Consider the following 22,772-nt stretch of genomic DNA (forward strand, 5'->3'; position numbering starts at 1 on the left):
TATTGATGACTAACTTTTCTGGGCATACGTAAGGGCCGTCCGGTGGAACATGATCAATTCTTCGGCTGCGCCGATCCGTAGAAGCCGGTCCAGACGCGGTGCTCGGGCGAAAAGCCCAGCGAGACCAGGGTGTTGATCAGCATCCCGTACGCCAGGAAGGTGATGGTCTCGCCCGCCTCGGCGCCGAGAGCCAGATGGACGGTGTCGTACAGCCCCATCCAGCCGGCCCGGACCGCCTCCCCGAACTCGTGGTCCCCCGACGCCTCGGCCGATGCCACCGCGACATAGGTCTGCATCTGCATCAGCAGCTTGTCCGGGTCGTCCGCGATGAGCGACTGATACGCCTCACCCATGGCATGCAGGGCCTCCTCGCCCTCCAGCCCCTCGGACGCCTTCCGGAAGACGGCCGTGGTCTCCTCCATGCAACGGCCGGAGGCCGCCGAGAAGATCGCTTCCTTGTTCGGGAAGAGCCGGAAGAGATACGGCTGCGAAACGCCCACCCGCTTGGCGATCGCCTCGGTGGAGGTGCCGTGGTATCCGCCGCGGGCGAATTCGACCATCGCCGCCCGGATGACGCTCTCGCGTCGCTCCTCTGCGCTCATCCTGACCATGCAACGAAGTTAGTGGCCACTCACTAACTATGTCAAGGGGGCGTGCGGCGGCGGGCACGGCCAAGGGGCCCGCACACCTGCGGACACCCGGCGGGCACGGCCGAGGGGCGTCCACACCTGCGGACGCCCCTCGGCACTGCGCACTCCCCCGCGACCGTCCTCAGGCCAGCCGGACCACCGCGCGGGACATCCCCAGCACCTTCTTGCCTTCGCTGACCGCGGTGAGGTCGACCCGCACCTGGTTGTCGTCGAGCTTGGCCGCGACCTTCGCGCTGACCTCGATCAGCGCACCCTTGTCGTCGTTGGGGACGACGACCGGCTTGGTGAAGCGGACGCCGTACTCGATCACCGCGCCGGGATCACCGGCCCAGTCGGTCACCACCCGGACCGCTTCGGCCATGGTGAACATTCCATGGGCGATGACGTCGGGCAGCCCGACCGCGACCGCGAACTTCTCGTTCCAGTGGATGGGGTTGAAGTCACCGGACGCACCGGCGTAGCGCACCAGCGTCTCTCGCGTCACCGGGAACAGCTGGGCCGGCAACTCGGTGCCGACCTCGACACTCGCGTACGAAACCTTTGCCGTCACCGTCACGCCTCCTCGGCCGCTCGCGACACCAGCTTGGTCCACGCGGTCACGACGTGCTCGCCGGACTCGTCGTGGACCTCACCGCGGATGTCGATGATGTCGTTTCCCGCAAGGGACTTGATGCCCTCGATGGTCGACGTGACCATCAGGCGGTCCCCCGCACGGACCGGACGTGTGTACGCGAACTTCTGGTCGCCGTGCACCACCCGGCTGTAGTCCAGGCCCAGCTGCGGGTCCCCCACCACGGCGCCCGCGGCCTTGAACGTGATCGAGAAGACAAAGGTCGGCGGAGCCACCACATCCGGGTGGCCGAGCGCCTTTGCCGCATCCTGATCGACGTACGCGGGATTGGCGTCACCGATCGCTTCCGCGAACTCGCGGATCTTCTCCCGGCCGACCTCGTACGGGGCGGTGGGCGGATACGTCCGCCCCACGAAGGACTGGTCGAGCGCCATCGCTCACTACCTCCTGGATGGTTGCCGGGAAACCGGAAAGAGAACCATGGAAACGACGCAAGGCCGCCCCCCGTGAAGGGGACGACCTCATGCCTGTGCCTGTGGAGAAAAGCGCCTGGTTCAGCGCGTTTCGCGGTGCGCGGTGTGCGAGTTGCAGCGCGGGCAGTGCTTCTTCATCTCAAGACGGTCCGGGTCGTTACGCCGGTTCTTCTTGGTGATGTAGTTCCGCTCCTTGCACTCCACGCAGGCCAGCGTGATCTTCGGGCGGACGTCGGTGGCAGCCACGTGAGTGCTCCTTGGACGGATGGACGGATGAACGCAAAAAAGAGTAGCCGATCGAAGGACCGACCCCACAATCGGCTACCGTGTGTAGCGGTGACCGGACTTGAACCGGTGACACAGCGATTATGAGCCGCTTGCTCTACCGACTGAGCTACACCGCTTTGATACGGAATCCCTCACCCGAAGGTGAGGGCTACCGCACCAGAGCCCCAATACGGAATCGAACCGTAGACCTTCTCCTTACCATGGAGACGCTCTACCGACTGAGCTATTGGGGCGAGCGATGAAGACATTACACGGTCTGTCGCCGATCGCCCAAATCCTTAAGGAGCCCCCTCCCGGCGCTCTCCTCCCGCCTTCCCCACGGGTCACAGAAGGCCACACCGGTACGACTTTTGCGCCCCTCCTCGAAGCCCGTACGACGGCACCCTAGGCTCGCCTCACGCTGCGTGACATCGCATGTCACGCCCGGCCCAGGACCCCAGGAGCGCGATGCCCGACAGCCAGCCGCGGCCGCCCGAGCGAGTCGCCGCCGACACCACTGCGCTCCTGCTCCGCGGCGCCCGCCTCACCGATGGCCGCACCGTGGATGTGCGGCTCAACGGCGGCCGTATCGAAGCCGTCGGCACAGCCGGCAGCCTCACCACTCACGGCGCCCACCTCGACCTCGGCGGATTTCTGCTGATCCCCGCTCCCGTCGAGCCGCACGCCCACGGCGACACCGCGCTCACGGCACTCGGCCAGGGCGCGGAACCGGCCGCCCCGGCCGGCTACGGCCCCGCCGACATCCGGCGCCGCGCCACCGAAGCCGCCCTCCTGCAGCTCAGCCACGGAGCCACCGCCCAGCGCACCCATGTCCGCATCGGGGACGTCCAGGGGCTCGGCCCGCTGGAAGCCGTGCTCCAGGCCGGACGGACGCTGCGCGGGCTCACCGATCTCACCACCGTCGCCGTACCCCGGCTGCTCACCGGTATCGCCGGCGCCGACAGCCTGGCCATGCTGCGCGACGCCCTGAAGATGGGGGCAGCCGTCGTCGGCGGCTGCCCCGACCTGGACCCCGATCCGACCGGGTACGCCGAGACCGTTCTGGAGGTCGCCGCCGAACACGGGTGCGCCGTCGATCTGCACACGGAGGGTGACGACTCTGCCCGCCTCGCCCGCCTCGCCGCGATCGCCGGCGGACACGGCCCGGGTGTCTCCATCGGGCCCTGCGGCGGACTCTCCCGGCTGTCCCCGGACGCGGCTGCCCGCACCGCGGGCCGGCTCGCCGCCGCGGGTGTCACCGTGATCGTCCTGCCCCAGGGCGGCTGCACCGGGGTGGAAAGGGCAGGCGTCGCCCCCGTACGGCTGCTCCGCTCGGCCGGCGTACGGGTGGCCGCGGGCAGCGGCGCGCTGCGCGACCGCGCCAACCCGGTGGGGCGCGGCGACCCGCTGGAAGCCGCGTATCTGCTCGCCTCGCAGAGCGGGCTGCCGGCGAAGGACGCGTACGAGACGGTCGGCCCCGCCGCACGCCGGGCGATGGGGCTGCCCGAGGTCCGCCTCGAAGCGGGCTTTCCCGCCGAGCTCATGGCGGTACGCGGGGAACAGCTCTCCGGGGTGCTGTCCCTCGCGTACAGCAGGATCGTCATCCATCGCGGGCGGGTCGTCGCCCGGACCAGCGCGGTACGCGAGTACTGCGACCCAGCGGCCGGCTCCGCGCTCGAACTCCCGCGCCAGGGGCGGCCGGACAAGGCCCCCTGAGACGCCACGGACCCTCGTGCGGGCCGATCCTGAGCGAGCCGGGCCACCGGGGCGTACCGTCGGAATCATGCGCATTGTCATCGCAGGTGGACATGGTCAGATCGCGCTGCGGCTGGAGCGTCTGCTCGCCGCGCGCGGTGACGAGGTCGCGGGCATCATCCGCGCCGCGAAACAGGCCGACGACCTGAGAGCCGTGGGTGCCGAGCCGGTCGTCCTCGATCTGGAATCGGCGTCAGTGGCACAGGTAACCGAGGCCCTGGGCGGCGCCGACGCGGTGGTCTTCGCCGCCGGGGCGGGACCGGGCAGCACCGTCGAACGCAAGGAGACAGTCGACCGTGACGCGGCCGTCAAGCTCGCGGACGCGGCTGAACAGGCCGGTGTCCGCCGCTACCTCATCGTCTCCTCCATGGGCGCCGACGCGCAGCACGGGGGCGACGAGGTCTTCGACGCCTACCTCCGCGCCAAGGGCGCCGCGGACGACGCCGTGCGCTCCCGCACCGGCCTCGACTGGACGGTCCTGCGCCCCGGCGCCCTGACCAATGACGCCGGTACCGGGCTGGTGCGCCTCGAAGCCCGTACCGGCCGCGGTCCGGTCACCCGCGACGACGTGGCGGCCGTCCTGGCGGAGCTGCTCGAGACCCCGGCCACCGCGGGTCTCACCCTGGAACTGATCAGCGGCTCGGTCCCGGTCCCGGTCGCCGTGAAGGACATGGCGGGCAACTGATGCAGAACCCACCCGTGGCCGTGGAGCGCGGCGCGCAGCCGTACGCGGCGATCAAAGCGACCGTCACCATGGACACCATCCCGGTGATCGCCGACCGGTTGACGGACATCTTCAACTGGCTCTCCGAGCACGGGATCGAACCGGCCGGAGCGCCGTTCTTCCGGTACGACGTGATCGACATGGAGCGCGGGATGGAGATCGAGGCGGGCGTCCCGGTGGCGTCTCCGCCACCGGCCGCGGGGGACAGCGAAAGCGGTGACGTGTTCGCCGGCGTCCTGCCCGCCGGCCGTTACCTGACGGTCTCTCATATCGGCCATCCGGACCAGCTGTTGGGCGTCACCGCCGGGCTGCTGGAGTGGGCGGCCGCGCGGGGCATGGAGTGGGACATGGAGAGGACCGACGTGGTCGAGGAGTGGGGGTGCCGACTGGAGATCTACCGGACGGACCCCCGGGAGGAACCCGACATGTCCAAGTGGGAGATGGAACTCGCGTTCCGGCTCGAGGACTCGTGACCGCGGGCCTGGCCGAGGGCCCGTGACCGTGCTCCGGCCATGGGTCCCTGGCCGCCGCTTGGCTCTGCGATGCAGCCCCGCGGAGAGATGCCACCAGGACCCGCGTCCCGGCCGCTCGGACCCCATGACTCCCCAGGGGAACTCCGGTGAGAGCCGCCCCGCCGGGACGGGGCTTCACGGCCCCTGGTGGCCGGCCCGCCAACCGGCCGTAAAGTAACGGCTCGTGACCGGGACCACCGGCATCGCTCTCGCGGACATCGATCGTCTCCTCGACGAGATCCGAGGCTCGGTGGCGCGCGTCGGAGCCGGGCTGGACTCGCTGACCCACCTCCAGGCCCGCGAGCCGTCGGCACTGCCCGGCTGGAGCCGCGGCCACGTCGTCACCCATCTTGCCCGCAGCGCCGACGTCTACCGGTGGGCGCCGGGCGCGGCCGCACCGTGGAGCACCCGCCCATGTGCACCCGGTGCCTCGTTCAGCTTCCGGCGACCGGCGTCCGCGACTCCTGCGGCTGGGTGGCAACTCCCCAGCGGGCTGATTTCAGCGCCTCCGAACAGGCACTTTCCCCTTCGCGAGCCCAGCGACGCACATTGATGCCGCCGACGCAGAAGGGCCCGTGATCAGCATTTCTGCTGATCACGGGCCCTTCACATCCTGTGGCGGCGCCAGGGTTCGAACCTGGGTAGGCTGAGCCGGCAGATTTACAGTCTGCTCCCTTTGGCCACTCGGGCACACCGCCAGGGATTTGCCGCTACGGACCCACCGTGAGGTGGTGCTCCGTGGCAACGACGTAAACGATACCTGATGACCCGGGGTGCTCCGCCACCCGATTGATCAGGGACCGCTGCGCAGAGGTGGCTAGGCTTGCTCACGACAGGCCGGGTACCGGCCGCACCCCTCACCGCACCCGACACAAGGAGCCACAGGAATGGCCGACTCCAGTTTCGACATCGTCTCGAAGGTCGAGCGGCAGGAGGTCGACAACGCCCTCAACCAGGCCGCCAAGGAGATCTCGCAGCGCTACGACTTCAAGAACGTCGGCGCCTCGATCGACTGGTCCGGCGAGAAGATCCTGATGCAGGCGAACTCCGAGGAGCGCGTGAACGCGATCCTGGACGTCTTCCAGACGAAGCTGATCAAGCGCGGGATCTCGCTCAAGGCGCTGGACGCCGGCGAGCCGCAGCTGTCCGGCAAGGAGTACAAGATCTTCGCCTCTATCGAGGAGGGCATCTCGCAGGACAATGCCAAGAAGGTCGCGAAGGTGATTCGTGACGAGGGCCCGAAGGGCGTCAAGGCGCAGGTCCAGGGCGACGAGCTGCGGGTCAGCTCGAAGAGCCGTGACGATCTGCAGGCCGTACAGGCTCTGGTGAAGGGCAAGGACTTCGACTTCGCCCTGCAGTTCGTCAACTACCGCTGACCCCCTGCATCACCCCGCCGCCCGGATGTGAAGTCGCGATACCGCCGGACCGGGCGGCCGGGGACCCGCAGACTTCTGCGCGCAGGTGTTCCGGCGGCACAGCTGCCACGGCGCGGTGGGAAGGGAACAGGCGATGACGGGACTGTTCCCGCGGGTCAGGGGCGAGGTGGGGCCAGGGGCCGTGCACGTGCCCGACTGGCTGCCCGCGCAGCGGCAGCGGGAGCTCGTGGCGGCGTGCAGGGAGTGGGCCCGGGGGCCGGTGCCGCTGCGGCACACCCGGTTGCCGGGCGGCGGCGTGATGTCCGTGCAGACCGTCTGTCTCGGGTGGCACTGGCAGCCGTACCGGTACGCGCGGACGGCCGACGACGTGAACGGTGCGCCGGTCGCCGCATTCCCGGACTGGCTGGCGGAGCTGGGACGCTCCGCGGTGGCCGAGGCGTACGGGGAGGCCGGGGCGTACGCGCCGGATGCGGCGCTGGTGAACTTCTATGACGGCGACGCGCGGATGGGGATGCACCAGGACAGGGAAGAGCGGTGCTCAGCCCCCGTGGTGTCCCTGAGTCTGGGCGACAGCTGTGTCTTCCGGTTCGGGAACACGGAGGGGCGGGGCCGCCCCTGGACGGATGTGGAGTTGGCGTCCGGGGACCTGTTCGTCTTCGGCGGGCCCTCACGGTTCGCCCATCACGGCGTCCCCAAGGTCCTTCCGGGCACGGGCGACCCGGCGTTGGGCCTGGCCGGCGGGCGACTGAACATCACCTTGCGGCAGACGGGGCTCGGTTGATCCGGGCCGGGCCGGCGGTTCAGCGGTGTTCGCGGGAGTTGCCGAAGAGCAGCCGGAAGGCGATCAGCAGGACCAGGGCGCCGCCGATGGCCGAGACCCATGTGGCGCCGTCGTAGAAGTGCTTGGAGACCGGGTGGTCGAAGAACTTGGCCGCGGCCCATCCTCCGATGAACGCTCCGGCGATGCCGATGAGCGTGGTGCCGACCAGACCGCCCGGGTCACGGCCGGGGAGGAGGATCTTGGCGGCGGCCCCGGCGAGCAGGCCGAGGATGATCCAACTGATGATTCCCATGAGCAGAGCCTGCCTTCCCTACGGACTTCCAAACGGACCAGTTCTCCTGAACGTCCGCTGCCGGACGCTCTTGTGAACAGGGACGTCGCAGGGGCCGCGGTGGTTGCACCGGAGGCCGGCCGGGTCGGCCGAGGAATGCGCGGGTGGCTGCCCGGCGGGGAGGAAGACCCCGCTGCCGGAGCGCCCGGATCTCCGGGTGCCCCCGGTCGCCGGGCCGTGTTCGGCCGGGCGTACCTCGTCCGGCTCACCGGAAGGGGCCGCTGAGACCCTAGCGTCCGACGAACGGCTGGTCGGTCGGGACGATCTCCTTGCCCAGGGGCATCAGCGATACCGGGATGAGCTTGAAATTGGCGATGCCCAGCGGGATTCCGATGATGGTGACGCAGAGGGCGATGCCGGTGACGATGTGGCCGAGCGCCAGCCACCAGCCCGCGAGGACCAGCCACAGGACGTTGCCGACACAGGACGGGGCGCCCGCGTCGTGGCGGTCCACCGCCATGTAGCCGAACGGCCAGAGGGCGTAGACGCCGATGCGGAAAGCGGCGATGCCGAAGGGGATGCCGATGATCGTGATGCAGAGCAGGGCACCCGCGAGGAGGTAACTGAGGAACATCCAGAAGCCGCAGAGGATGAGCCAGATGATGTTCAGAACGGTCTTCATGAGCGGGGACCTGCCATCTGCTCGAGCCGGGAGATGCGCTCCGCCATCGGCGGATGGGTGGAGAACATCCTGGACAGTCCCTGACCGGGTCGGAAAGGGTTCGCAATCATCATGTGGCTCGCGGTCTCGAGGCGCGGCTCGGGCGGGAGCGGCAGCTGTTTCGTTCCGGCGTCGAGTTTGCGCAGGGCGCCGGCGAGGGCCAGCGGATCACCCGTGAGCTGGGCGCCCGAGGCATCGGCCTGGTATTCCCGCGAGCGGCTGACGGCCAGCTGGATGACGGAGGCGGCCAGCGGGCCCAGGATCATGATCAGCAGCATGCCGAGGATGCCGGGGCCCTCGTCGTCGTCGGAGCGGCCGATGGGGATCAGCCAGGCGAAGTTGACGAGGAACATCACGACCGAGGCCAGGGCGCCCGCCACGGACGAGATCAGGATGTCGCGGTTGTAGACGTGGCTGAGCTCGTGGCCGATCACCCCGCGCAGTTCCCGTTCGTCGAGGATCTGCATGATGCCTTCGGTGCAGCAGACGGCCGCGTTGCGCGGGTTGCGTCCGGTGGCGAAGGCGTTGGGGGCCTGGGTCGGCGAGATGTAGAGGCGCGGCATGGGCTGGCGGGCCGCGGTGGAGAGCTCACGGACGATGCGGTAGAGCGCCGGTGCTTCGAACTCGCTGACCGGACGGGCACGCATGGCGCGCAGCGCCAGCTTGTCGCTGTTCCAGTAGGCGTATGCGTTGGTGGCGACCGCGACGACGAGCGCCACGATCAGCCCGGTACGGCCGAAGAAGCTGCCGATGACGATGATGAGGGCGGAAAGGCCCCCGAGGAGGACGGCGGTCCTCAGCCCATTGTGCCGGCGGTGCACGGTACGCCCTCCAAATGGTGCGGCAGGGGACCCTTGCTCGGTGACTCAGCCCACTGTTCCAGTGGACCCTCCCTCACTGGTCAACGCCAGGCGAGGGGAGCTGGTTCCCTTGTGCGCGCGGCCGCCGGGTCCGCCGTACGGGTGGGTCAGCTCTGGCTGGGGACTTTCGCGAGACGCAGCGCTTCCTGCTCGGGCTCGACCTGGCTGGTGCAGTGGCCGCAGCGGGAGGCGATGGCCGGGATCTCGGTGTAGCAGTAGGGGCAGTCGCGGAGGGCGGCCTTGATGTCGAAGGGCTTCTCCGCGGTGAAGCGGGACTGGATCTTGGCCAGCGGAGCGACGACGGCGAAGTAGAGGACCGCTGCCGTGACGAAGAAGGCGACGCCGGCGTTGATGAGCAAGCCGTAGCGGAAGTGTGCTCCGTCCACGGTGAACTGGGCCTTGCTGAAGTCGCCCATGGCCGAGCTGGTGGCGAGGCCGATCAGCGGGGTGATGAAGGCCGTGCTGAGCGCGGTGACCACCGCGGTGAACGCGGATCCGACGGCGAGGCCGATCGCCAGTGAGATGACGTTTCCGCGGAGGATGAAGTCTTTGAACCCGCTCAGCACTGCTTGCTCCTCGACGCTCTTGGGGGTGGGGGGTGCGACGCCACCGTGGGTGGGCGGCAAGCCTGCCGTTCCAGGTCTACGCCAGGCGGAAGACCGTAGCAAATCTCAGAAGAGGCTGCCCGATGCGAAGTGCAGCGCCAGCTGGGGCGCCCCGGAGAGGGCGACACCGGCGGCGGCCGCCAGCCCGACGGCCGCGGTGAGCGGGGCCGGGACGCGCTGCCCGGCGGGCGCCGCGGCGGGCGGGTGCTCCGGCCTACGGAAGAGGACCGCGGTCCACCGCAGGTAGTAGTACAGCGCGAGGACGACATTGACGGCCATGAGGACGGCCAGCCAGCCCAGTCCGGCGTCGACAGCGGACTGGAAGACGACGACCTTGGCGAAGAGACCGATGATGCCGGGCGGCAGGCCCGCCAGGCAGAGCAGGAAGAAGGCCATCGCGAGCGCGGTGTACGGACGGGTGGCGTAGAGACCGCGGTAGTCGGTGATCCGCTTGCCGGGCCCGGTACGGGCGACCAGCGCGGCGACACCGAACGCGCCGAGGTTCACCACCGCGTACATCAGCGCGTACGCGACGGTGGAGCCGATCTCGTCGTCCGATGTGTACGCGGCGGCGGCGATCGGCACCAGCAGGTAGCCGGCCTGGGCGACCGATGACCAGGCGAGCAGCCGGACCGCGCTGTGCGCCCGGGAGGCGATCTGGCGCAGGGCGGCCACATTGCCGACCGTCATCGTCAGCGCGGCGAGCGCCGCTATGGCCGGCCCCCAGACGTCCGCGTAGTCGGGGAACGCGATGACGGTGACCAGGATGAGCCCTGAGAAGCCGACCGCTTTTCCGACCACCGACAGATAGCCCGCGATGGGAAGCGGGGCACCGACGTAGGTGTCCGGGACCCAGAAGTGGAAGGGCGCGGCGGCGGTCTTGAAGGCGAAACCGACCAGGGTGAGGACGACACCGGCCTGGGCGAGGGTGTCGAGCTGCGGGTCGACCTGGGCGGTGGCGATCCGGGTGAGGTGCAGGGTGCCGGTCGCCGCGTAGACGAAGCTGACGCCGAGCAGCATCACGGCGGTCGCGGTGACGGACGAGAGGAAGAACTTCAGCGCCGCTTCGGCGGAGAGCCGGTTGCCGCGCCTGATGCCGACGAGGGCGAAGGCCGGCAGGGAGGCGACCTCGAGGGCGACGACGAGGGTGGCGAGGTCACGGGAAGCGGGCAGCAGCGCGGCGCCCGATGCCGACGCGAGCAGCAGGAACCAGTACTCGCCCGCCGGGAGCCCGTCGCCGCCGGTCTCACTGATGGACAGCAGTGCGGTGAGCAGGGCGCCGCCGATGACCAGGAGCTGGATGACCAGGGTGAAGTGGTCGGCGGTGTAGCTGCACGCGCTGTGGCCTCCCGAGAGGCAGAAAGTCGCTCGGTCGCCCTTGCGCAGCGGCAGCAGCATGAGGACCGCGGCGGCAAGACCGGCCACCGTGCCCCAGCCGAGCAGTGGTTTGTGCCGCTCGGGTACGAAGAGGTCGCTGACCAGGACGATCAGTGCGGTCGCCGCCACGATGGTGGGCGGAGCGATCGCGAGCCAGTCGACGGACTGGACGAGGGAGCTCATGCCTTGCCTCCTGCGAGGAGCTTCTGCACGGCCGGGTCGGTGAGGCCGAGGAGGACCGCGGGCCACAGGCCGGCGAGGACGGTGAGGGCGACGAGCGGGGTCCAGGTCATGACCTCGTAGGTCCGGACGTCCTGGATGCCGCCGACCGGTGTCGCTCCGCCCTGTGGTGTTTCCGCACCGGACTCTCCGTCCGCCCGCCGTTCCGGCCCCTGGAGCTGTTCCTGTGGTGCGCCGCCCATGCAGACGCGGCGGACCACGAGCAGCAGATAGCCGGCGGTGAGCAGGGTGCCGAAGGCGGCGACGGACATGAAGGTCAGGAAGGCGGGGCGGCTGAGGCCGCGGGCGGGGTCGAACGCACCGAACATGGTCAGCATCTCGCCCCAGAACCCGGCGAGTCCCGGCAGCCCGAGCGACGCCACGGCGGCGAAGGCGAGCAGGCCGCCCAGGCGGGGGGCCCTGCCGTAGAGTGCCGCGCCGGTCGCTCCGGCCAGGGTGTCCAGGTCCGCGGTGCCGTAGCGGTCCTTCAGAGCGCCGACCAGGAAGAACAGCAGGCCGGTGATGAGCCCGTGGGCGATGTTGGCGAAGAGCGCGCCGTTGACGCCGGTGGGGGTCATCGACGCGATGCCCAGGAGCACGAAGCCCATGTGCCCGACGGACGAGTAGGCGATGAGCCGCTTGAGGTCGCCCCTGGCGCCGCGTTTGGCGAGGGCCAGGCAGGCGAGCGATCCGTAGATGATGCCGGCGACGGCGAAGGCCGCGAGGTAGGGCGCGAAGGTGTGCATGCCTTCGGGTGCGATGGGAAGCGCGATCCGGATGAATCCGTAGGTGCCCATCTTGAGCATCACCCCCGCCAGCAGCACCGATCCCACGGTGGGGGCGGCGGTGTGGGCGTCGGGGAGCCAGCTGTGCAGCGGCCACATGGGGGTCTTGACGGCGAGGCCGGCCGCGATGGCGAGTACCGCGAGGACCTGGGTGGTGTGGGTGAGGCCGCGGCCGTTGTCAGTGGCGAGTGTCACCATGTCGAATGTGCCGCTCTTCACACCGATGAGGAGGAGGCCCAGCAGCATAACCACGGAGCCGAGCACCGTGTAGAGGATGAACTTCCAGGCGGCCGCCTGCTTCCGGGCGCCGCCCCACCGGGCGATCAGGAAGTACATCGGGATGAGGACCATCTCGAAGGCCAGGAAGAAGAGCAGCAGGTCGAGGACGGCGAAGGTGGCGAGAGTGCCGGACTCCAGGACCAGGACGAGCGCGACGAAGGCCTTAGGGGAGGGGCCTGCGGGCAGGTTGAAGCAGCTGTAGAGCGCACAGAGGAAGGTCAGCAGCGCGGTCAGCACGAGGAGGGGGAGCGAGATGCCGTCGGTGCCGAGGTGGATGTGCACATCGAGCGCGGGGATCCAGCTGATGTCGGTGGTGGCCTGCATCGTCGAGGGATGGTCCCGGTCGAAGCCGAGCGCGAGAACGACCGCGGCGAGCAGGACAGCGCCGGTGACGATCACGCCCAGGCGAAGGGCGGTCCGGTCGGCCGGGTTCCCCTCACCGTCCGCCGACGGGTGGCGGAGGGACGACGGGCGGACGGGCAGCAGTGCTGCCACCGCACCGATGAGCGGGCCGGCGACGATGAACGCCAGAAGGTACTGCATCACGGATGCGCTGATATCGATCATGGCTCACGATCCGGCGTAGGCGTTGGCAAGGGCGACGGCGGCGATGGCCAGGACGACGGAGCCGGCGAGCAGGGCGCTGAGGTAGGTCTGCACGTTGCCGGTCTGGGCCCGGCGGACGGCAGCGCCCAGCCACCTCGGTAGAGCACTCGCGCCGCGTACATACGTGTCGATGACCTCGCGGTCGAGGAAGCGGACCAGTTGGGCTGCGGCGAGCACAGGGCGTACGAACAGCGCCGAGTAGAGCGCGTCGAGGTGGAAGCCGCTCGCCGCGTGCCGGTGGAGCGGGCCGAGGAGGAGACGGCCGGGGTCGGCCGGGTCGGGGGCGGACGCGATGTTGCCGTAGGCCGCGGTGTGGGTCGCGATGGCCTCCGCCTCGACCGTCGCCGGGCCGGCGTCGGGGTGGGCGGTGACGGCGGCGGCACCCAGCTCGGGGCGGGAGAGGCCGGTGACGGCCTCCCTGAATCGCACGGTGCGCCAGGTGCCGTAGGTCATCAGGCCGCCGACGAGCGCCACGCCCGTGCTCAGCACGGAAGTGGTGAGGGCCGGGGCGAGGCTCTGACCGTCGAACCAGTCACTGATGGCTCCCGCGGTGAGGCCGAAGCCGATGGTGGGGACGGCGAGGAGCCAGAGCACGCCGTTCATGACCAGGGGCTGCTTGCCGTGGTCGGGGGCTTCCGTTCCCCTGCCGCGGAACGCCAGCAGCCAGAGGCGGGTGGCGTAGGCGGCGGTCAGCAGGGCGGTGACCAGGCCGGAGACCAGTACGGTCCAGCCCGCACCCGCAGGGGCGATGGAGCTGTGCCCGAAGGCCGTGTGCTCGGCGGCGCCGAGGACGGACTCCTTGGAGAAGAACCCGGCGAAGGGTGGGATGGCGGCGAGCGCGAGCAGGGCGATGGTCATCGTCCAGAACGCGTCGGGGATCCGCTTGGCCAGGTGGTCCATCCGGCTCATGGCAGCCAGCGAGTTGGTGCCGGCGGCGTGGATGACCACACCGGCGCCGAGGAAGAGCAGTGCCTTGAACGCGCCGTGCGACAGGAGGTGGAAGACCGCGGCGCCGCGGTCACCGGATGCCAGGGCGCCGGACATATAGCCGAGCTGTCCGATGGTCGAGTAGGCGAGGACCCGTTTGATGTCGTCCTGCGCGAGAGCGGCGAGCGCCGAACCGACCATGGTGACGGCGGCCATGACCGCAAGGACGATCATGGCGGCCGATGACGCGGCGAAGACGGGAAGCAGCCGGGCGACGAAGTAGATACCGGCGGCGACCATGGTGGCCGCGTGGATCAGCGCCGAGACCGGAGTGGGGCCGGCCATCGCATCGGGCAGCCAGGTGTGCAGCGGGAACTGTGCGGACTTACCCGCGACGCCCGCCAGCAACAGCAGCGCGACGAGTGTGGGGTGGTGCAGTGCGCCGTCGGCGACCGTCTGCAGAATGCCGGTGATCCTGAACGTGCCGGCGTCGGTGGCGAGTGCGAACAGCCCGATCAGGAAGGGGACATCGCCCATCTTGGTGACCAGGAAGGCCTTCAGGGAGGCGGCTCGGGCCTCGGGCGTCTCCCAGTAGTGACCGACGAGGAAGTACGAGCAGATGCCCATGACCTCCCAGCCGACCAGCAGCACCATCAGGTCGCCCGAGTAGACGACCAGCAGCATCGCGGAGGTGAAGAGGGAGACGATCGCCGCGTACGAGGGATAGCGGGGGTCGTCGCGCAGATAGCCCGTCGAGTAGATCTGCACACAGCCCGCGACGGTCACCACCAGCACGGCGACCAGCGCGGCGAATCCGTCGATGTGCAGGGACAGATCGACCGGGACCGAGCCGGTGGGAGTGAGCCGGGTCACCGCGTCGATGGTGTGGCCGCCGCCCTGGCGTACCGCGACCACCACGGCCAGCACAGCCGCGGCCAAGGTCGGAAGGACCGCCAGCGGCCGGGTGAACCCCGGTGCGGTGCGGCCGAACAGAAGGCCGGCCACGGCACCCAGGAAGGGAAGGAGGGGGACGAGGACGGCGAGGGTCGTCGTGGTCACGCGGCAGCCTCTGCCTTCTCCTCGCGGTCTTCGGGATCTGCCGGCGTGTCCGGAGCCCGGTCCGGGTCGTCGGGTCCGCCGGGACCCGGCGGTTCGGCCGTGTCCCGGAGCTTGTCGACATCGGTGGTACCGCGGCCCCGGTACACGGCCAGGACGATCGCCAGGCCGATGCCGATCTCGGCGGCCGCGATGGCGATGGTGAAGAGGGTGAGCGCCTGGCCGGCATGCAGGGTGTCCCGCAGCCACACGTCGAAGGCGACCAGATTGAGGTTGACCGCGTTGAGCATCAGCTCGACGGACATCAGAACCAGGATCACGTTGCGCCGGGCCAGGACTCCGTACAGCCCGGTGCAGAAGAGCAGGACGGCGAGCACGGCGGGATAGGCGAGGTGCATCAGCGCTGCTCCCTGCTGGACTTGCGGGACAGGACGATCGCGCCGACGAGTGCCGCGAGCAGCAGCACGGACAGGGCTTCGAAGGGCAGCACCCAGTGCCGGAAGAGGATCTGACCGGTGACTTCGGTGGACCCCTGGACGGGTCCGTGCAGATTGACCCAGGTCGTGCGGAACGCGTCGACGACGACCCAGACCAGTGAACCGGCGGCGGCCGCGGCCACCACCAGGGCAACCCACCGGTTCTCCGAATCGGCGTCCGGGGAGCGGCCGATGGGGGCCCTGGTGAGCATCAGCCCGAAGAGCAGCAGGACGACCACCGACCCGACATAGATCAGGACCTGGACCCAGGCGATGAACTCGGCTGTCAGCAGCAGGTATTCGACGGCCAGGCCGCCGAGCGCCACGATCAGCCAGAGTGCGGCGTGCACCAGCTGCCTGGTCGTGACGGTGATGACGGCGGCGCCGAGGGTGGCGATACCCACCAGCAGGAACACGATCTCGACACCGGACGGGGAAAGGAAGCCGGGATGGCCCGCAGAGGAAACGGCGGAAGCGGCGGAAACGGCAGCGGCGAGGCTCACGCGTCCCCCTCCCGCTGATCACCCTGCTGGGCCTGCTCGGCCTGCTCGGCCTGCTCGGCCTGCTCGGCCTTTTCGGCCGCGAGTTTGTCGGCCGTCCTGCGGGCCGCGGCCAGCTCCTTGGGCTCCTCGGCCGCGGGATCGAGCGCGGGCGGCGCGGGGACCGTCCACATCCACTCCCGCAGCTTGTCCCGCTCATGGGTGAGTTCGTGGATGTCCGTCTCCGCGTACTCGAACTCCGGGGACCAGAAGAGCGCGTCGAACGGGCACACCTCGATGCAGATGCCGCAGTACATGCAGAGCGCGAAGTCGATGGCGAAGCGGTCGAGGACGTTGCGGCTGCGCTCCCGGCCACCGGGTGCGGCAGCCGGCACCGTCTCCTTGTGGGAGTCGATGTAGATGCACCAGTCGGGGCATTCACGGGCGCACAGCATGCAGACCGTGCAGTTCTCCTCGAACAGCCCGATGACGCCGCGGGAGCGCGGCGGGAGCTCGGGCTGGACGTCCGGGTACTGCGCGGTGACGGTCTTCTTCGTCATGGTGCGGAGCGTCACGGCGAGGCCCTTGGCCAGGCCGGATCCGGGGATGGGGGGCACTAGCTGATCGCCACCTTCACGATTCCGGTGAGCGCGATCTGCGCGAGGGCGAGCGGGATGAGTACGGTCCAGGCGAGTTTCTGGAGCTGGTCCTCACGGAGCCGCGGATAGGTCACCCGGAGCCAGATGACGCCGAAGGCGAGTACCGCCGTCTTGAGCAGCATCCAGACCCAGCCGAAACCGTCGCTGCCCCAGGGTCCGTGCCAGCCGCCCAGGAAGAGTACGGAACTCAGGGCGCACAGCACGACGATGCCCGCGTACTCGGCGAGCAGGAACAGCGCGAAGCGCAGACCGGTGTACTCGGTGTACGCACCGAAGATGATCTCCGAATCGGCCACCGGCATGTCGAACGGCGGGCGCTGGAGTTCCGCGAGACCCGCGGTGAAGAAGACCAGACCGCCGACGATCTGCCACGGGATCCACCACCACGCGAAGGCGTCGAGGATGCCCGGCAGAGAGACCGTACCGGCCGCCATCGCCACCGATGCGGCGGTGAGCAGCATCGGCAGTTCGTACGCGAGAAGCTGCGCGGCGGTACGGAGGCCGCCGAGCAGGGAGTACTTGTTGGCCGATGCCCAGCCGGCCATCAGCGAGCCGAGTACGCCGATGCCCATCACGGCGAGCACGAAGAAGATGCCCGCGTCGACCACCTGACCGACCGCGCCCTCCCCCGGGCCGATCGGGACCACGACGAGGACGAGCAGGTACGGGAGCAGTGCCACGGCCGGCGCCAGCTGGAAGACCCGGCGGTCGGCGTCGGCCGGGACGATGTCCTCCTTCTGCGCGAACTTCACTCCGTCCGCGACGAGCTGCGCCCAGCCGTGGAAGCCGCCCGCGTACATGGGGCCCAGACGCCCCTGCATGTGGGCCATGACCTTGTGCTCGGTCTGACCGACAGCCAGCGGCAGCACGAGGAAGACCGCGAAGACGATGATCAGCCGGAGGGCGACGTCGAGTACGTCGTTCACGCGGTATCGCCTCCGGCGGGGGTGTCGGGTCGGTGCTCGGGGTCGGGCTTGTCGCCGGGGTCGGGTGCGGGCTCGGGCTTGTCTCCGGGCTCGCGGTCGGATCCGGGCTTGTCGCCATCGCCGGGCCCGGGTGCGGGCTCGACAGCGGAGTCCGGTTCGCCGACGGCTTCGTTTCCGGCGCCGGGCTCCGGTTCGTTGCTCGCCTCCGGTCCGGTGCGCGGTTCCTGCCCGCTGCCCGCCTCGGCATCCCGGCGTCGGCCGGTGCCGCTCGCCGGCTCCGCGCCTTCGGCACCGGCCGGGTCGAACGCGGGGCGTGCGTTGCGCCAGGGAGCGTCCTCGCCGGCTGCCGGGCCCGCCGGCGCGGCGTCGCCCGTCGCCGCCGGTTCGGCTGCCGCCGATCCGGGGACTGCCGGAGTCTCCGGTGCCGAGGCCTCCGGTGCCGCGTCCCCGGGTGCAGCCTGCGGTGCAGGTGTCTGCGGTGCCGCTGTCTGCGAGGCCGGTTTCTGCGGTGCGGAAGTCTCCGGCGTGGAAGTCTCCGGTGCCGAGGTCCCCGGTGCGGGAGCCTGCGGTGCGGCTCCCCCCGGTGCAGCCTGCGGTGCCTGGCCGGCGGAACCCTCGCTGACGCTGCGCGTCCGACGTACCGGCCGGTCGCCCGCCGCCCGCGGGGTGCGGGCCGGGCGGGCCGGGGCCGGTGGCAACTGGCCCTTCTGCGGCCCCCACTCGTTGGGATCGGGGACTCCTGGCGGCAGCATCTGCCGTCGCCTGGCGCCACCGCCGTGCGAGGCGCTCGACTCACCCGGCTCCTTCGCCCCGGGCCAGGCCTTGACGACCCGGGCGGCGAGGACGAAGTCCTTGCGCAGCGGATGGCCCTCGAAGCCCTCCGGCAGCAGCAGCGGGATCAGGTGCGGATGACCGGTGAAGGAGACACCGAACATCTCGTGGGTCTCACGTTCGTGCCAGCTCGCGCCCGCGTAGATCCCGACGGCGGACGGCAGTACCGGTGCGGCGTGCGGGACGGTGGTGCGCACCAGCAGACGGCGCACGGTGCCGTCCCCGAGCGCGGCAACATGGGCGCAGACGCGGAAACCGGTGTCCGGCTCGTCGACCGCGCTCAGCCAGTCGAAGTAGGTGCAGCCCAGAGAGTCCCTGGCGGTCTGCAGCGCATCGGTCCACGACGCCGCAGGAACGTCGACGGTCAGCAGGTCGTAGCTGTGTTCCGCGGTGGCGTCCTCGCCGAACAGCTCGGTGACGGCATCGGGCAGCCGGTCGTACGCGTTCCCGGTCACTGTTCCGCCCCCGGCACCGGCGGCGGAGTCACCAGTCCGCTCGTCAGCTGGGCGGCCGACGGGGTGGAGTAGCGCTCGCCGAGCGACTCGCGGGCGATCTTCTCCTGGAGTTTCAGGATGCCCTGGAGCAGCGCTTCGGGGCGGGGCGGGCAGCCGGGGACGTAGACATCGACCGGGATGATCTGGTCGACGCCCTTGGTCACCGAGTACGAGTCCCAGTAGGGGCCGCCGCAGTTGGAGCAGGCGCCGAAGGAGATGACGTACTTCGGCTCGGGCATCTGCTCGTACAGCCGCTTGACCGCGGGGGCCATCTTGTCGGTGACGGTGCCGGACACGATCATCAGGTCGGCCTGGCGCGGACCCGGCGCGAAGGGGATGACGCCGAGCCGGATGAAGTCGTGGCGGGCCATGGAGGCGGCGATGAACTCGATCGCGCAGCAGGCCAGCCCGAAGTTGAAGACCCAGAGGCTGTAGCGGCGGCCCCAGTTGAGGACCACCTTCATGGGCTCGGGTGCCAGCCTGGAGAGCACGCCGAGACGGCGTGGCTCCGGCAGGAACTCGGGGGTCGCGGATGTCCCGGGGGCCGTCAGGTCCATTCGAGGACACCCTTCTTCCATGCATAGAGCAGTCCCACGGCCAGGAAGCCGAGGAAGATGAACATCTCCACCAGCGTGGTCGCCCCGTATCCTCCGGCGGCGAAGACCGTCGCCCACGGGAAGAGGAAGATCGAGTCGACGGCGAAGATCACGTAGAGGAAGCCGTAGACGTAGTAGCGGACCTGGGTGTGCGCCCAGCCCTCGCCGACGGGGTCGACCCCGCACTCGTAGGTCAGCAGCTTCTCCGGCGTCGGCACCACGGGCCGCAGCAGCCGGCCGGCGCCGAAGGCCACGGCGACGAAGAGCACGCCGATGACCGCGAGCACCCCGATGACCGCATAGGTGTGGAAATACTCCGCGTGGTCCGCCGCTTGATCCGCCGCGAGAACGGTCGGTCCCGGCACGTCCGCCCCTCGCTCCCTGCGCGCTGTTCGTCGCCTCGTCCGTCACGTCCGCCGCATGCGGGGACCTGTACGCACGGGAGTCTAGGCCCTGTTAAAGACTCGGTAAGCAGCAGCATCAGGCACACGGTGGGGTTATCCCTACTTCATCGCACCCAGCTGCCCCATGGCATCCGCCGCCCGGGCCCGGCAGGCTTGTCCTCATGACCGTGACCAACTCCCGCCGCCCCGACTCCGGGCGGCCACCTCCCGCGCGCTTCGCCCTCGACCGGCACACCTGGAAGGAGATCGCGCATCTCCTGTCCAATCTGCCGACGGCGATCGCCGGTTTTGTTTACGCAGTGGTCATGGTTGCCACGGGCAGTGCTCTCGCGGTCACGGTGATCGGGCTGCCGCTGCTCGCCGCCGGTCTGCTGGGTGCGCGATGGCTCGGCAGGACGGAGCGGGCCCGGGCGCGGGCGCTGCTCGGGGTCGTGATCGAGGAGCCGAGCCCGCTGTTCGTCGAGCGCGACGGGGGGTTCCTGTCCAGGCTGTGGACGAGCCTGAAGGACCCGGTGGGCTGGCGAGCGGTGCTGTACGGATTCATTCGTCTGCCGTGGGGGGTGCTGACCTTCGGTCTGGTGATGCCCAGCCTGTTCGTCCTCTGGCCGGTGCTGCCGTTCATCGCGCGGGGTCTCACCACCGTGGACCGGGCGATGGTGCGCGGTCTGCTCTCCCCGTCCGACGAGCTGGAGCGCAGGATCGCCGAGCTGGAGTCGGACCGCGGAGTGGTCGTGGACACCGCGGCCGCCGACCTGCGGCGCATCGAGCGCGATCTGCACGACGGCGCCCAGGCCCGGCTGGTCGCCCTTGCGATGGGGCTCGGGCTCGCGAAGGAGAAGCTGCTCGACGACCCGGACGCGGCCGCCGTGATGGTCGGTGAGGCGCACGGCGAGGTGAAGCTGGCTCTGCAGGAGCTCCGCGACCTGGCCCGCGGCATCCACCCCGCCGTACTGACCGACCGCGGCCTCGACGCGGCGCTCTCCTCGATCGCCTCACGCTGCACCGCCCCGGTGAAGGTCCGGGTGGACCTGACCGAGCGGCCGGCCCAGGCCATCGAGGGCATCGCGTACTTCACGGTCTCCGAACTGCTCCAGAACATCAGCAAGCACGCCCAGGCGCGTACCGCGTCCGTCGACGTCTGGCGCTCCGCCGACCGGCTGCTGATCCAGGTGCACGACGACGGACGGGGCGGGGCGAGCCTCGACGGCGGTACCGGCATGTCGGGGCTCGCCGACCGCCTGGGCGCCGTGGACGGTCTCTTCGTACTGGAGTCCCCCGTCGGCGGGCCGACCACGGTGACGGCCGAGCTGCCCTGGCGGGACCGCGGCCGGGCCTGAGCGCCCCGGCCCGGACCGCACCCCCCCGGGGGGGGGTGCGCCGGGCTCCCCACCCCCCGGGGGTGGGGAAAACCCCCGGTAGAAGACGGTGCTCCGCCTCATGGCCGCTGCCTGCCCGGCCCGGGACGATGAATGCGGATGAAGCGATCAGCCCAGCCGAGCAGAACGGAAGACGCCATGGCCACGGACTACGGCATGCAGACGCGGGAGCACCGGATGCCCGCCGCTCTGCGCGCACCCTTCGAGGGACGCACCTGGCGCGAGTTCACCTATCTGATGCTGTCGCTGCCGATCAGCGTGGTGCTGTTCAGCTTCGCGATCACCCTGTTCTCTTTGGGTGCCGGCCTGGTGATCACCTTCCTCGGCATTCCGGTCCTGGCGGCCGGACTGGCGATGTGCCGGGGGTTCGGGGCGATGGAGCGGGCCCGAGCGAAGGCGCTGCTGAGGGTCGAGGTGGCGGCTCCGGCTCCGGTGCGGGGCAGGACCCGCGGTCTGATGCCGTGGGTGGGCGCGGTGCTGAAGAGCGGTGCCTCCTGGCGTCATCTGGTCTATTCGCTGATCCACTTCCCCTGGGCGGTCTTCGCCTTCTGTGTCTCGCTGACCCTCTGGGCGTACGCCTGGGCCATGTTCACCTATCCGCTGTGGCAGTGGGTCTTCCCGCTGTACACCGGCACCGGCGGCATACAGCTGTACGGCGACACACATCACAGCGTCTACCTCGACAACCCCTTCGAGATCACCCTGACCAGCCTGTCCGGTCTGCTTCTCGTGCTCGCCACGCCCTGGGTGATCCGCGGTCTCGCGAGTGTCGACCGGCTGATGGTCGCCGGGCTGCTCGGCCCGTCGCGGCTGGACAGCAGGGTGACCGAGCTGGAGTCGGACCGCGGAGTGGTCGTGGACACCGCGGCCGCCGACCTGCGGCGCATCGAGCGCGATCTGCACGACGGCGCCCAGGCCCGGCTGGTCGCGCTCGCGATGGACCTCGGGCTCGCCAAGGAGAAGCTGACAGCGGATCCGGAAGCCGCCGCCCGGATGGTCGACGAGGCGCACGGCGAGGTGAAGATCGCTCTGCAGGAGCTCCGCGACCTGGCCCGCGGCATCCACCCCGCCGTACTGACCGACCGCGGCCTCGACGCGGCGCTCTCCGCCGTGGCCTCCCGCTGCACGGTGCCGGTGCAGGTGGAGGTGGACCTTCCGGCCAGGCCGGCCGCGGCCATCGAGGGCATCGCGTACTTCACGGTCTCCGAGCTGCTGCAGAACATCAGCAAGCACGCCCGGGCGACGCGGGCCGGCGTGGATGTCTGGCGGGTGGACGACCGGATCATGCTCCAGGTCACCGACGACGGCAGGGGCGGCGCGGACACCAGCGCCGGCAGCGGTCTGGCCGGGCTCGCCGAGCGGCTGGACGCCGTCGACGGACTCCTGGTCGTCGACTCGCCCCCCGGCGGCCCGACCACGATCATCGCGGAACTGCCCTGGCGCGACTGACCGGCCCGCCGGCCCGGTGGCCGGAACCCACCGCGGTCGGATGCCACTGCGGCCGGAACCCGCCGCGGCCAGGTCCCACCGGCATCAGGTCCCACCGGCATCAGGCCTCACCACGTACCCCGGCATGCCCGAAGGCGTCTCCTCCCGTCCCCGGAAGCGCCCCTGTGCGCCCCTTCGGACCGGATGATCCGCCCGCCTCTGCGGGCGTGACCGATCCGGTCACTGTCCTCGTCACGGCCCATACGGCTTCCGATGCTGGGATGCTGT

Annotated in this window: 26 protein-coding genes and 3 tRNA genes; 8 read left to right on the forward strand and 21 right to left on the reverse strand. The window is 70.1% G+C overall.

The window, feature by feature from the left end; genetic code table 11:
• Window positions 1-53: 53 nt before the first annotated feature.
• The 6 genes from OHS16_RS12375 to OHS16_RS12400 all read right to left on the reverse strand — a co-directional run bounded on the left by OHS16_RS12375 (window position 54) and on the right by OHS16_RS12400 (window position 2,215).
• Window positions 54-611 (reverse strand): TetR/AcrR family transcriptional regulator, encoded by a 558-nt coding sequence (locus OHS16_RS12375; RefSeq protein WP_328537236.1) that lies wholly within the window; start codon window positions 609-611, stop codon window positions 54-56.
• Between the two features lie 160 nt (window positions 612-771).
• Window positions 772-1,200, reverse strand: a complete 429-nt coding sequence (locus tag OHS16_RS12380; RefSeq protein ID WP_328537237.1) for a MaoC family dehydratase — start codon at window positions 1,198-1,200, stop codon at window positions 772-774.
• 2 nt (window positions 1,201-1,202) lie between these two features.
• Window positions 1,203-1,655, reverse strand: a complete 453-nt coding sequence (locus OHS16_RS12385; RefSeq protein WP_328537238.1) for a MaoC family dehydratase N-terminal domain-containing protein — start codon at window positions 1,653-1,655, stop codon at window positions 1,203-1,205.
• A gap of 120 nt (window positions 1,656-1,775) precedes the next feature.
• The gene (rpmG, locus tag OHS16_RS12390; protein WP_006604855.1) at window positions 1,776-1,940 is read right to left on the reverse strand and encodes a 50S ribosomal protein L33; all 165 of its coding nucleotides are present in this window, start codon (window positions 1,938-1,940) and stop codon (window positions 1,776-1,778) included.
• Window positions 1,941-2,025: 85 nt separating this feature from the next.
• A tRNA-Met gene (locus OHS16_RS12395) sits at window positions 2,026-2,098 on the reverse strand.
• Window positions 2,099-2,142: 44 nt separating this feature from the next.
• Window positions 2,143-2,215, reverse strand: a tRNA-Thr gene (locus OHS16_RS12400).
• A 214-nt stretch (window positions 2,216-2,429) separates the two neighbouring features.
• Between OHS16_RS12400 and OHS16_RS12405 the strand changes: the two genes are divergently transcribed.
• The 4 genes from OHS16_RS12405 to OHS16_RS12420 all read left to right on the forward strand — a co-directional run bounded on the left by OHS16_RS12405 (window position 2,430) and on the right by OHS16_RS12420 (window position 5,505).
• Window positions 2,430-3,677, forward strand: a complete 1,248-nt coding sequence (locus OHS16_RS12405) for an amidohydrolase family protein (RefSeq protein ID WP_328537239.1) — start codon at window positions 2,430-2,432, stop codon at window positions 3,675-3,677.
• 67 nt (window positions 3,678-3,744) lie between these two features.
• Entirely contained in the window at window positions 3,745-4,401 is a 657-nt protein-coding gene (locus tag OHS16_RS12410; RefSeq protein WP_328537240.1) for an SDR family oxidoreductase, read from the forward strand.
• A complete protein-coding gene (locus tag OHS16_RS12415) occupies window positions 4,401-4,913 on the forward strand; it encodes a GyrI-like domain-containing protein (RefSeq protein WP_328537241.1) in 513 nt (170 codons plus the stop codon). The genes OHS16_RS12410 and OHS16_RS12415 overlap by 1 nt, the downstream gene beginning before the upstream one ends.
• A gap of 223 nt (window positions 4,914-5,136) precedes the next feature.
• Entirely contained in the window at window positions 5,137-5,505 is a 369-nt protein-coding gene (locus tag OHS16_RS12420) for a maleylpyruvate isomerase N-terminal domain-containing protein (RefSeq protein WP_328537242.1), read from the forward strand.
• Between the two features lie 63 nt (window positions 5,506-5,568).
• Here the strand turns inward: OHS16_RS12420 and OHS16_RS12425 are convergent.
• Window positions 5,569-5,650: transfer RNA gene (locus tag OHS16_RS12425), tRNA-Tyr, on the reverse strand.
• Window positions 5,651-5,839: 189 nt separating this feature from the next.
• On the opposite strand from OHS16_RS12425, the gene OHS16_RS12430 reads away from it, so the two are divergent.
• Window positions 5,840-6,328: a YajQ family cyclic di-GMP-binding protein gene (locus tag OHS16_RS12430; protein WP_328537243.1), complete on the forward strand. Its 489-nt coding sequence runs from the start codon at window positions 5,840-5,842 to the stop codon at window positions 6,326-6,328.
• Between the two features lie 133 nt (window positions 6,329-6,461).
• Window positions 6,462-7,109 carry an alpha-ketoglutarate-dependent dioxygenase AlkB family protein gene (locus OHS16_RS12435; RefSeq protein WP_328537244.1) on the forward strand — a complete coding sequence of 216 codons (648 nt, stop codon included), beginning with the start codon at window positions 6,462-6,464 and terminating at the stop codon, window positions 7,107-7,109.
• A 19-nt stretch (window positions 7,110-7,128) separates the two neighbouring features.
• On the opposite strand, the gene OHS16_RS12440 is transcribed toward OHS16_RS12435, so the two are convergent.
• From OHS16_RS12440 to OHS16_RS12505, 14 genes are all read right to left on the reverse strand, one after another.
• A complete protein-coding gene (locus tag OHS16_RS12440) occupies window positions 7,129-7,401 on the reverse strand; it encodes a GlsB/YeaQ/YmgE family stress response membrane protein (RefSeq protein WP_328537245.1) in 273 nt (90 codons plus the stop codon).
• A 268-nt stretch (window positions 7,402-7,669) separates the two neighbouring features.
• The gene (locus OHS16_RS12445; RefSeq protein WP_328537246.1) at window positions 7,670-8,062 is read right to left on the reverse strand and encodes a YccF domain-containing protein; all 393 of its coding nucleotides are present in this window, start codon (window positions 8,060-8,062) and stop codon (window positions 7,670-7,672) included.
• Entirely contained in the window at window positions 8,059-8,922 is an 864-nt protein-coding gene (gene htpX, locus OHS16_RS12450; protein WP_328537247.1) for a zinc metalloprotease HtpX, read from the reverse strand. The genes OHS16_RS12445 and htpX overlap by 4 nt, the downstream gene beginning before the upstream one ends.
• Window positions 8,923-9,068: 146 nt before the next feature.
• Window positions 9,069-9,527, reverse strand: a complete 459-nt coding sequence (locus tag OHS16_RS12455) for an MscL family protein (protein ID WP_328540817.1) — start codon at window positions 9,525-9,527, stop codon at window positions 9,069-9,071.
• A 105-nt stretch (window positions 9,528-9,632) separates the two neighbouring features.
• Complete coding sequence (locus OHS16_RS12460) at window positions 9,633-11,126, reverse strand: NADH-quinone oxidoreductase subunit N (RefSeq protein ID WP_328537248.1); 1,494 nt, start codon at window positions 11,124-11,126, stop codon at window positions 9,633-9,635.
• Window positions 11,123-12,793, reverse strand: coding sequence for a complex I subunit 4 family protein (locus OHS16_RS12465; protein ID WP_328537249.1), 1,671 nt, complete (start codon window positions 12,791-12,793; stop codon window positions 11,123-11,125). The genes OHS16_RS12460 and OHS16_RS12465 overlap by 4 nt, the downstream gene beginning before the upstream one ends.
• Window positions 12,794-12,796: 3 nt before the next feature.
• Complete coding sequence (locus tag OHS16_RS12470; protein ID WP_328537250.1) at window positions 12,797-14,818, reverse strand: NADH-quinone oxidoreductase subunit 5 family protein; 2,022 nt, start codon at window positions 14,816-14,818, stop codon at window positions 12,797-12,799.
• Entirely contained in the window at window positions 14,815-15,213 is a 399-nt protein-coding gene (nuoK, locus tag OHS16_RS12475; protein ID WP_328537251.1) for an NADH-quinone oxidoreductase subunit NuoK, read from the reverse strand. The genes OHS16_RS12470 and nuoK overlap by 4 nt, the downstream gene beginning before the upstream one ends.
• Window positions 15,213-15,794, reverse strand: a complete 582-nt coding sequence (locus OHS16_RS12480; protein WP_328537252.1) for an NADH-quinone oxidoreductase subunit J family protein — start codon at window positions 15,792-15,794, stop codon at window positions 15,213-15,215. The genes nuoK and OHS16_RS12480 overlap by 1 nt, the downstream gene beginning before the upstream one ends.
• Window positions 15,791-16,387, reverse strand: coding sequence for a NuoI/complex I 23 kDa subunit family protein (locus tag OHS16_RS12485; RefSeq protein ID WP_328537253.1), 597 nt, complete (start codon window positions 16,385-16,387; stop codon window positions 15,791-15,793). Before OHS16_RS12485 ends, OHS16_RS12480 begins: the two co-directional genes overlap by 4 nt.
• Window positions 16,387-17,355, reverse strand: coding sequence for a complex I subunit 1/NuoH family protein (locus OHS16_RS12490; protein ID WP_328537254.1), 969 nt, complete (start codon window positions 17,353-17,355; stop codon window positions 16,387-16,389). Before OHS16_RS12490 ends, OHS16_RS12485 begins: the two co-directional genes overlap by 1 nt.
• A complete protein-coding gene (locus OHS16_RS12495) occupies window positions 17,352-18,641 on the reverse strand; it encodes an NADH-quinone oxidoreductase subunit C (protein ID WP_328537255.1) in 1,290 nt (429 codons plus the stop codon). The genes OHS16_RS12490 and OHS16_RS12495 overlap by 4 nt, the downstream gene beginning before the upstream one ends.
• On the reverse strand, window positions 18,638-19,237 hold the full coding sequence (locus OHS16_RS12500; protein ID WP_328537256.1) for an NADH-quinone oxidoreductase subunit B: 600 nt from the start codon (window positions 19,235-19,237) through the stop codon (window positions 18,638-18,640). Before OHS16_RS12500 ends, OHS16_RS12495 begins: the two co-directional genes overlap by 4 nt.
• On the reverse strand, window positions 19,228-19,641 hold the full coding sequence (locus tag OHS16_RS12505) for an NADH-quinone oxidoreductase subunit A (RefSeq protein WP_328537257.1): 414 nt from the start codon (window positions 19,639-19,641) through the stop codon (window positions 19,228-19,230). Before OHS16_RS12505 ends, OHS16_RS12500 begins: the two co-directional genes overlap by 10 nt.
• A gap of 200 nt (window positions 19,642-19,841) precedes the next feature.
• Between OHS16_RS12505 and OHS16_RS12510 the strand changes: the two genes are divergently transcribed.
• Together OHS16_RS12510 and OHS16_RS12515 are read left to right on the forward strand one after the other, a co-directional pair.
• On the forward strand, window positions 19,842-21,017 hold the full coding sequence (locus OHS16_RS12510) for a sensor histidine kinase (RefSeq protein WP_328537258.1): 1,176 nt from the start codon (window positions 19,842-19,844) through the stop codon (window positions 21,015-21,017).
• A 177-nt stretch (window positions 21,018-21,194) separates the two neighbouring features.
• Window positions 21,195-22,505, forward strand: coding sequence for a sensor histidine kinase (locus tag OHS16_RS12515; protein ID WP_328540818.1), 1,311 nt, complete (start codon window positions 21,195-21,197; stop codon window positions 22,503-22,505).
• Window positions 22,506-22,772: the final 267 nt, after the last annotated feature.

The sequence above is a fragment of the Streptomyces sp. NBC_00344 genome, assembly GCF_036088315.1.
Taxonomy (GTDB): Bacteria; Actinomycetota; Actinomycetes; order Streptomycetales; family Streptomycetaceae; genus Streptomyces.

Excerpts from the sequence above, each read along its gene's own strand:
- OHS16_RS12375 (WP_328537236.1), bottom strand. The coding sequence starts at position 611 with ATGGTCAGGATGAGCGCAGAGGAGCGACGCGAGAGCGTCATCCGGGCG.
- OHS16_RS12385 (WP_328537238.1), bottom strand. The coding sequence starts at position 1,655 with ATGGCGCTCGACCAGTCCTTCGTGGGGCGGACGTATCCGCCCACCGCC.
- OHS16_RS12405 (WP_328537239.1), top strand. The coding sequence starts at position 2,430 with ATGCCCGACAGCCAGCCGCGGCCGCCCGAGCGAGTCGCCGCCGACACC.
- OHS16_RS12410 (WP_328537240.1), top strand. The coding sequence starts at position 3,745 with ATGCGCATTGTCATCGCAGGTGGACATGGTCAGATCGCGCTGCGGCTG.
- OHS16_RS12415 (WP_328537241.1), top strand. The coding sequence starts at position 4,401 with ATGCAGAACCCACCCGTGGCCGTGGAGCGCGGCGCGCAGCCGTACGCG.
- OHS16_RS12430 (WP_328537243.1), top strand. The coding sequence starts at position 5,840 with ATGGCCGACTCCAGTTTCGACATCGTCTCGAAGGTCGAGCGGCAGGAG.
- OHS16_RS12435 (WP_328537244.1), top strand. The coding sequence starts at position 6,462 with ATGACGGGACTGTTCCCGCGGGTCAGGGGCGAGGTGGGGCCAGGGGCC.
- OHS16_RS12440 (WP_328537245.1), bottom strand. The coding sequence starts at position 7,401 with ATGGGAATCATCAGTTGGATCATCCTCGGCCTGCTCGCCGGGGCCGCC.
- OHS16_RS12445 (WP_328537246.1), bottom strand. The coding sequence starts at position 8,062 with ATGAAGACCGTTCTGAACATCATCTGGCTCATCCTCTGCGGCTTCTGG.
- OHS16_RS12460 (WP_328537248.1), bottom strand. The coding sequence starts at position 11,126 with ATGAGCTCCCTCGTCCAGTCCGTCGACTGGCTCGCGATCGCTCCGCCC.
- OHS16_RS12465 (WP_328537249.1), bottom strand. The coding sequence starts at position 12,793 with ATGATCGATATCAGCGCATCCGTGATGCAGTACCTTCTGGCGTTCATC.
- nuoK (WP_328537251.1), bottom strand. The coding sequence starts at position 15,213 with ATGCACCTCGCCTATCCCGCCGTGCTCGCCGTCCTGCTCTTCTGCACC.
- OHS16_RS12500 (WP_328537256.1), bottom strand. The coding sequence starts at position 19,237 with ATGGACCTGACGGCCCCCGGGACATCCGCGACCCCCGAGTTCCTGCCG.
- OHS16_RS12510 (WP_328537258.1), top strand. The coding sequence starts at position 19,842 with ATGACCGTGACCAACTCCCGCCGCCCCGACTCCGGGCGGCCACCTCCC.
- OHS16_RS12515 (WP_328540818.1), top strand. The coding sequence starts at position 21,195 with ATGGCCACGGACTACGGCATGCAGACGCGGGAGCACCGGATGCCCGCC.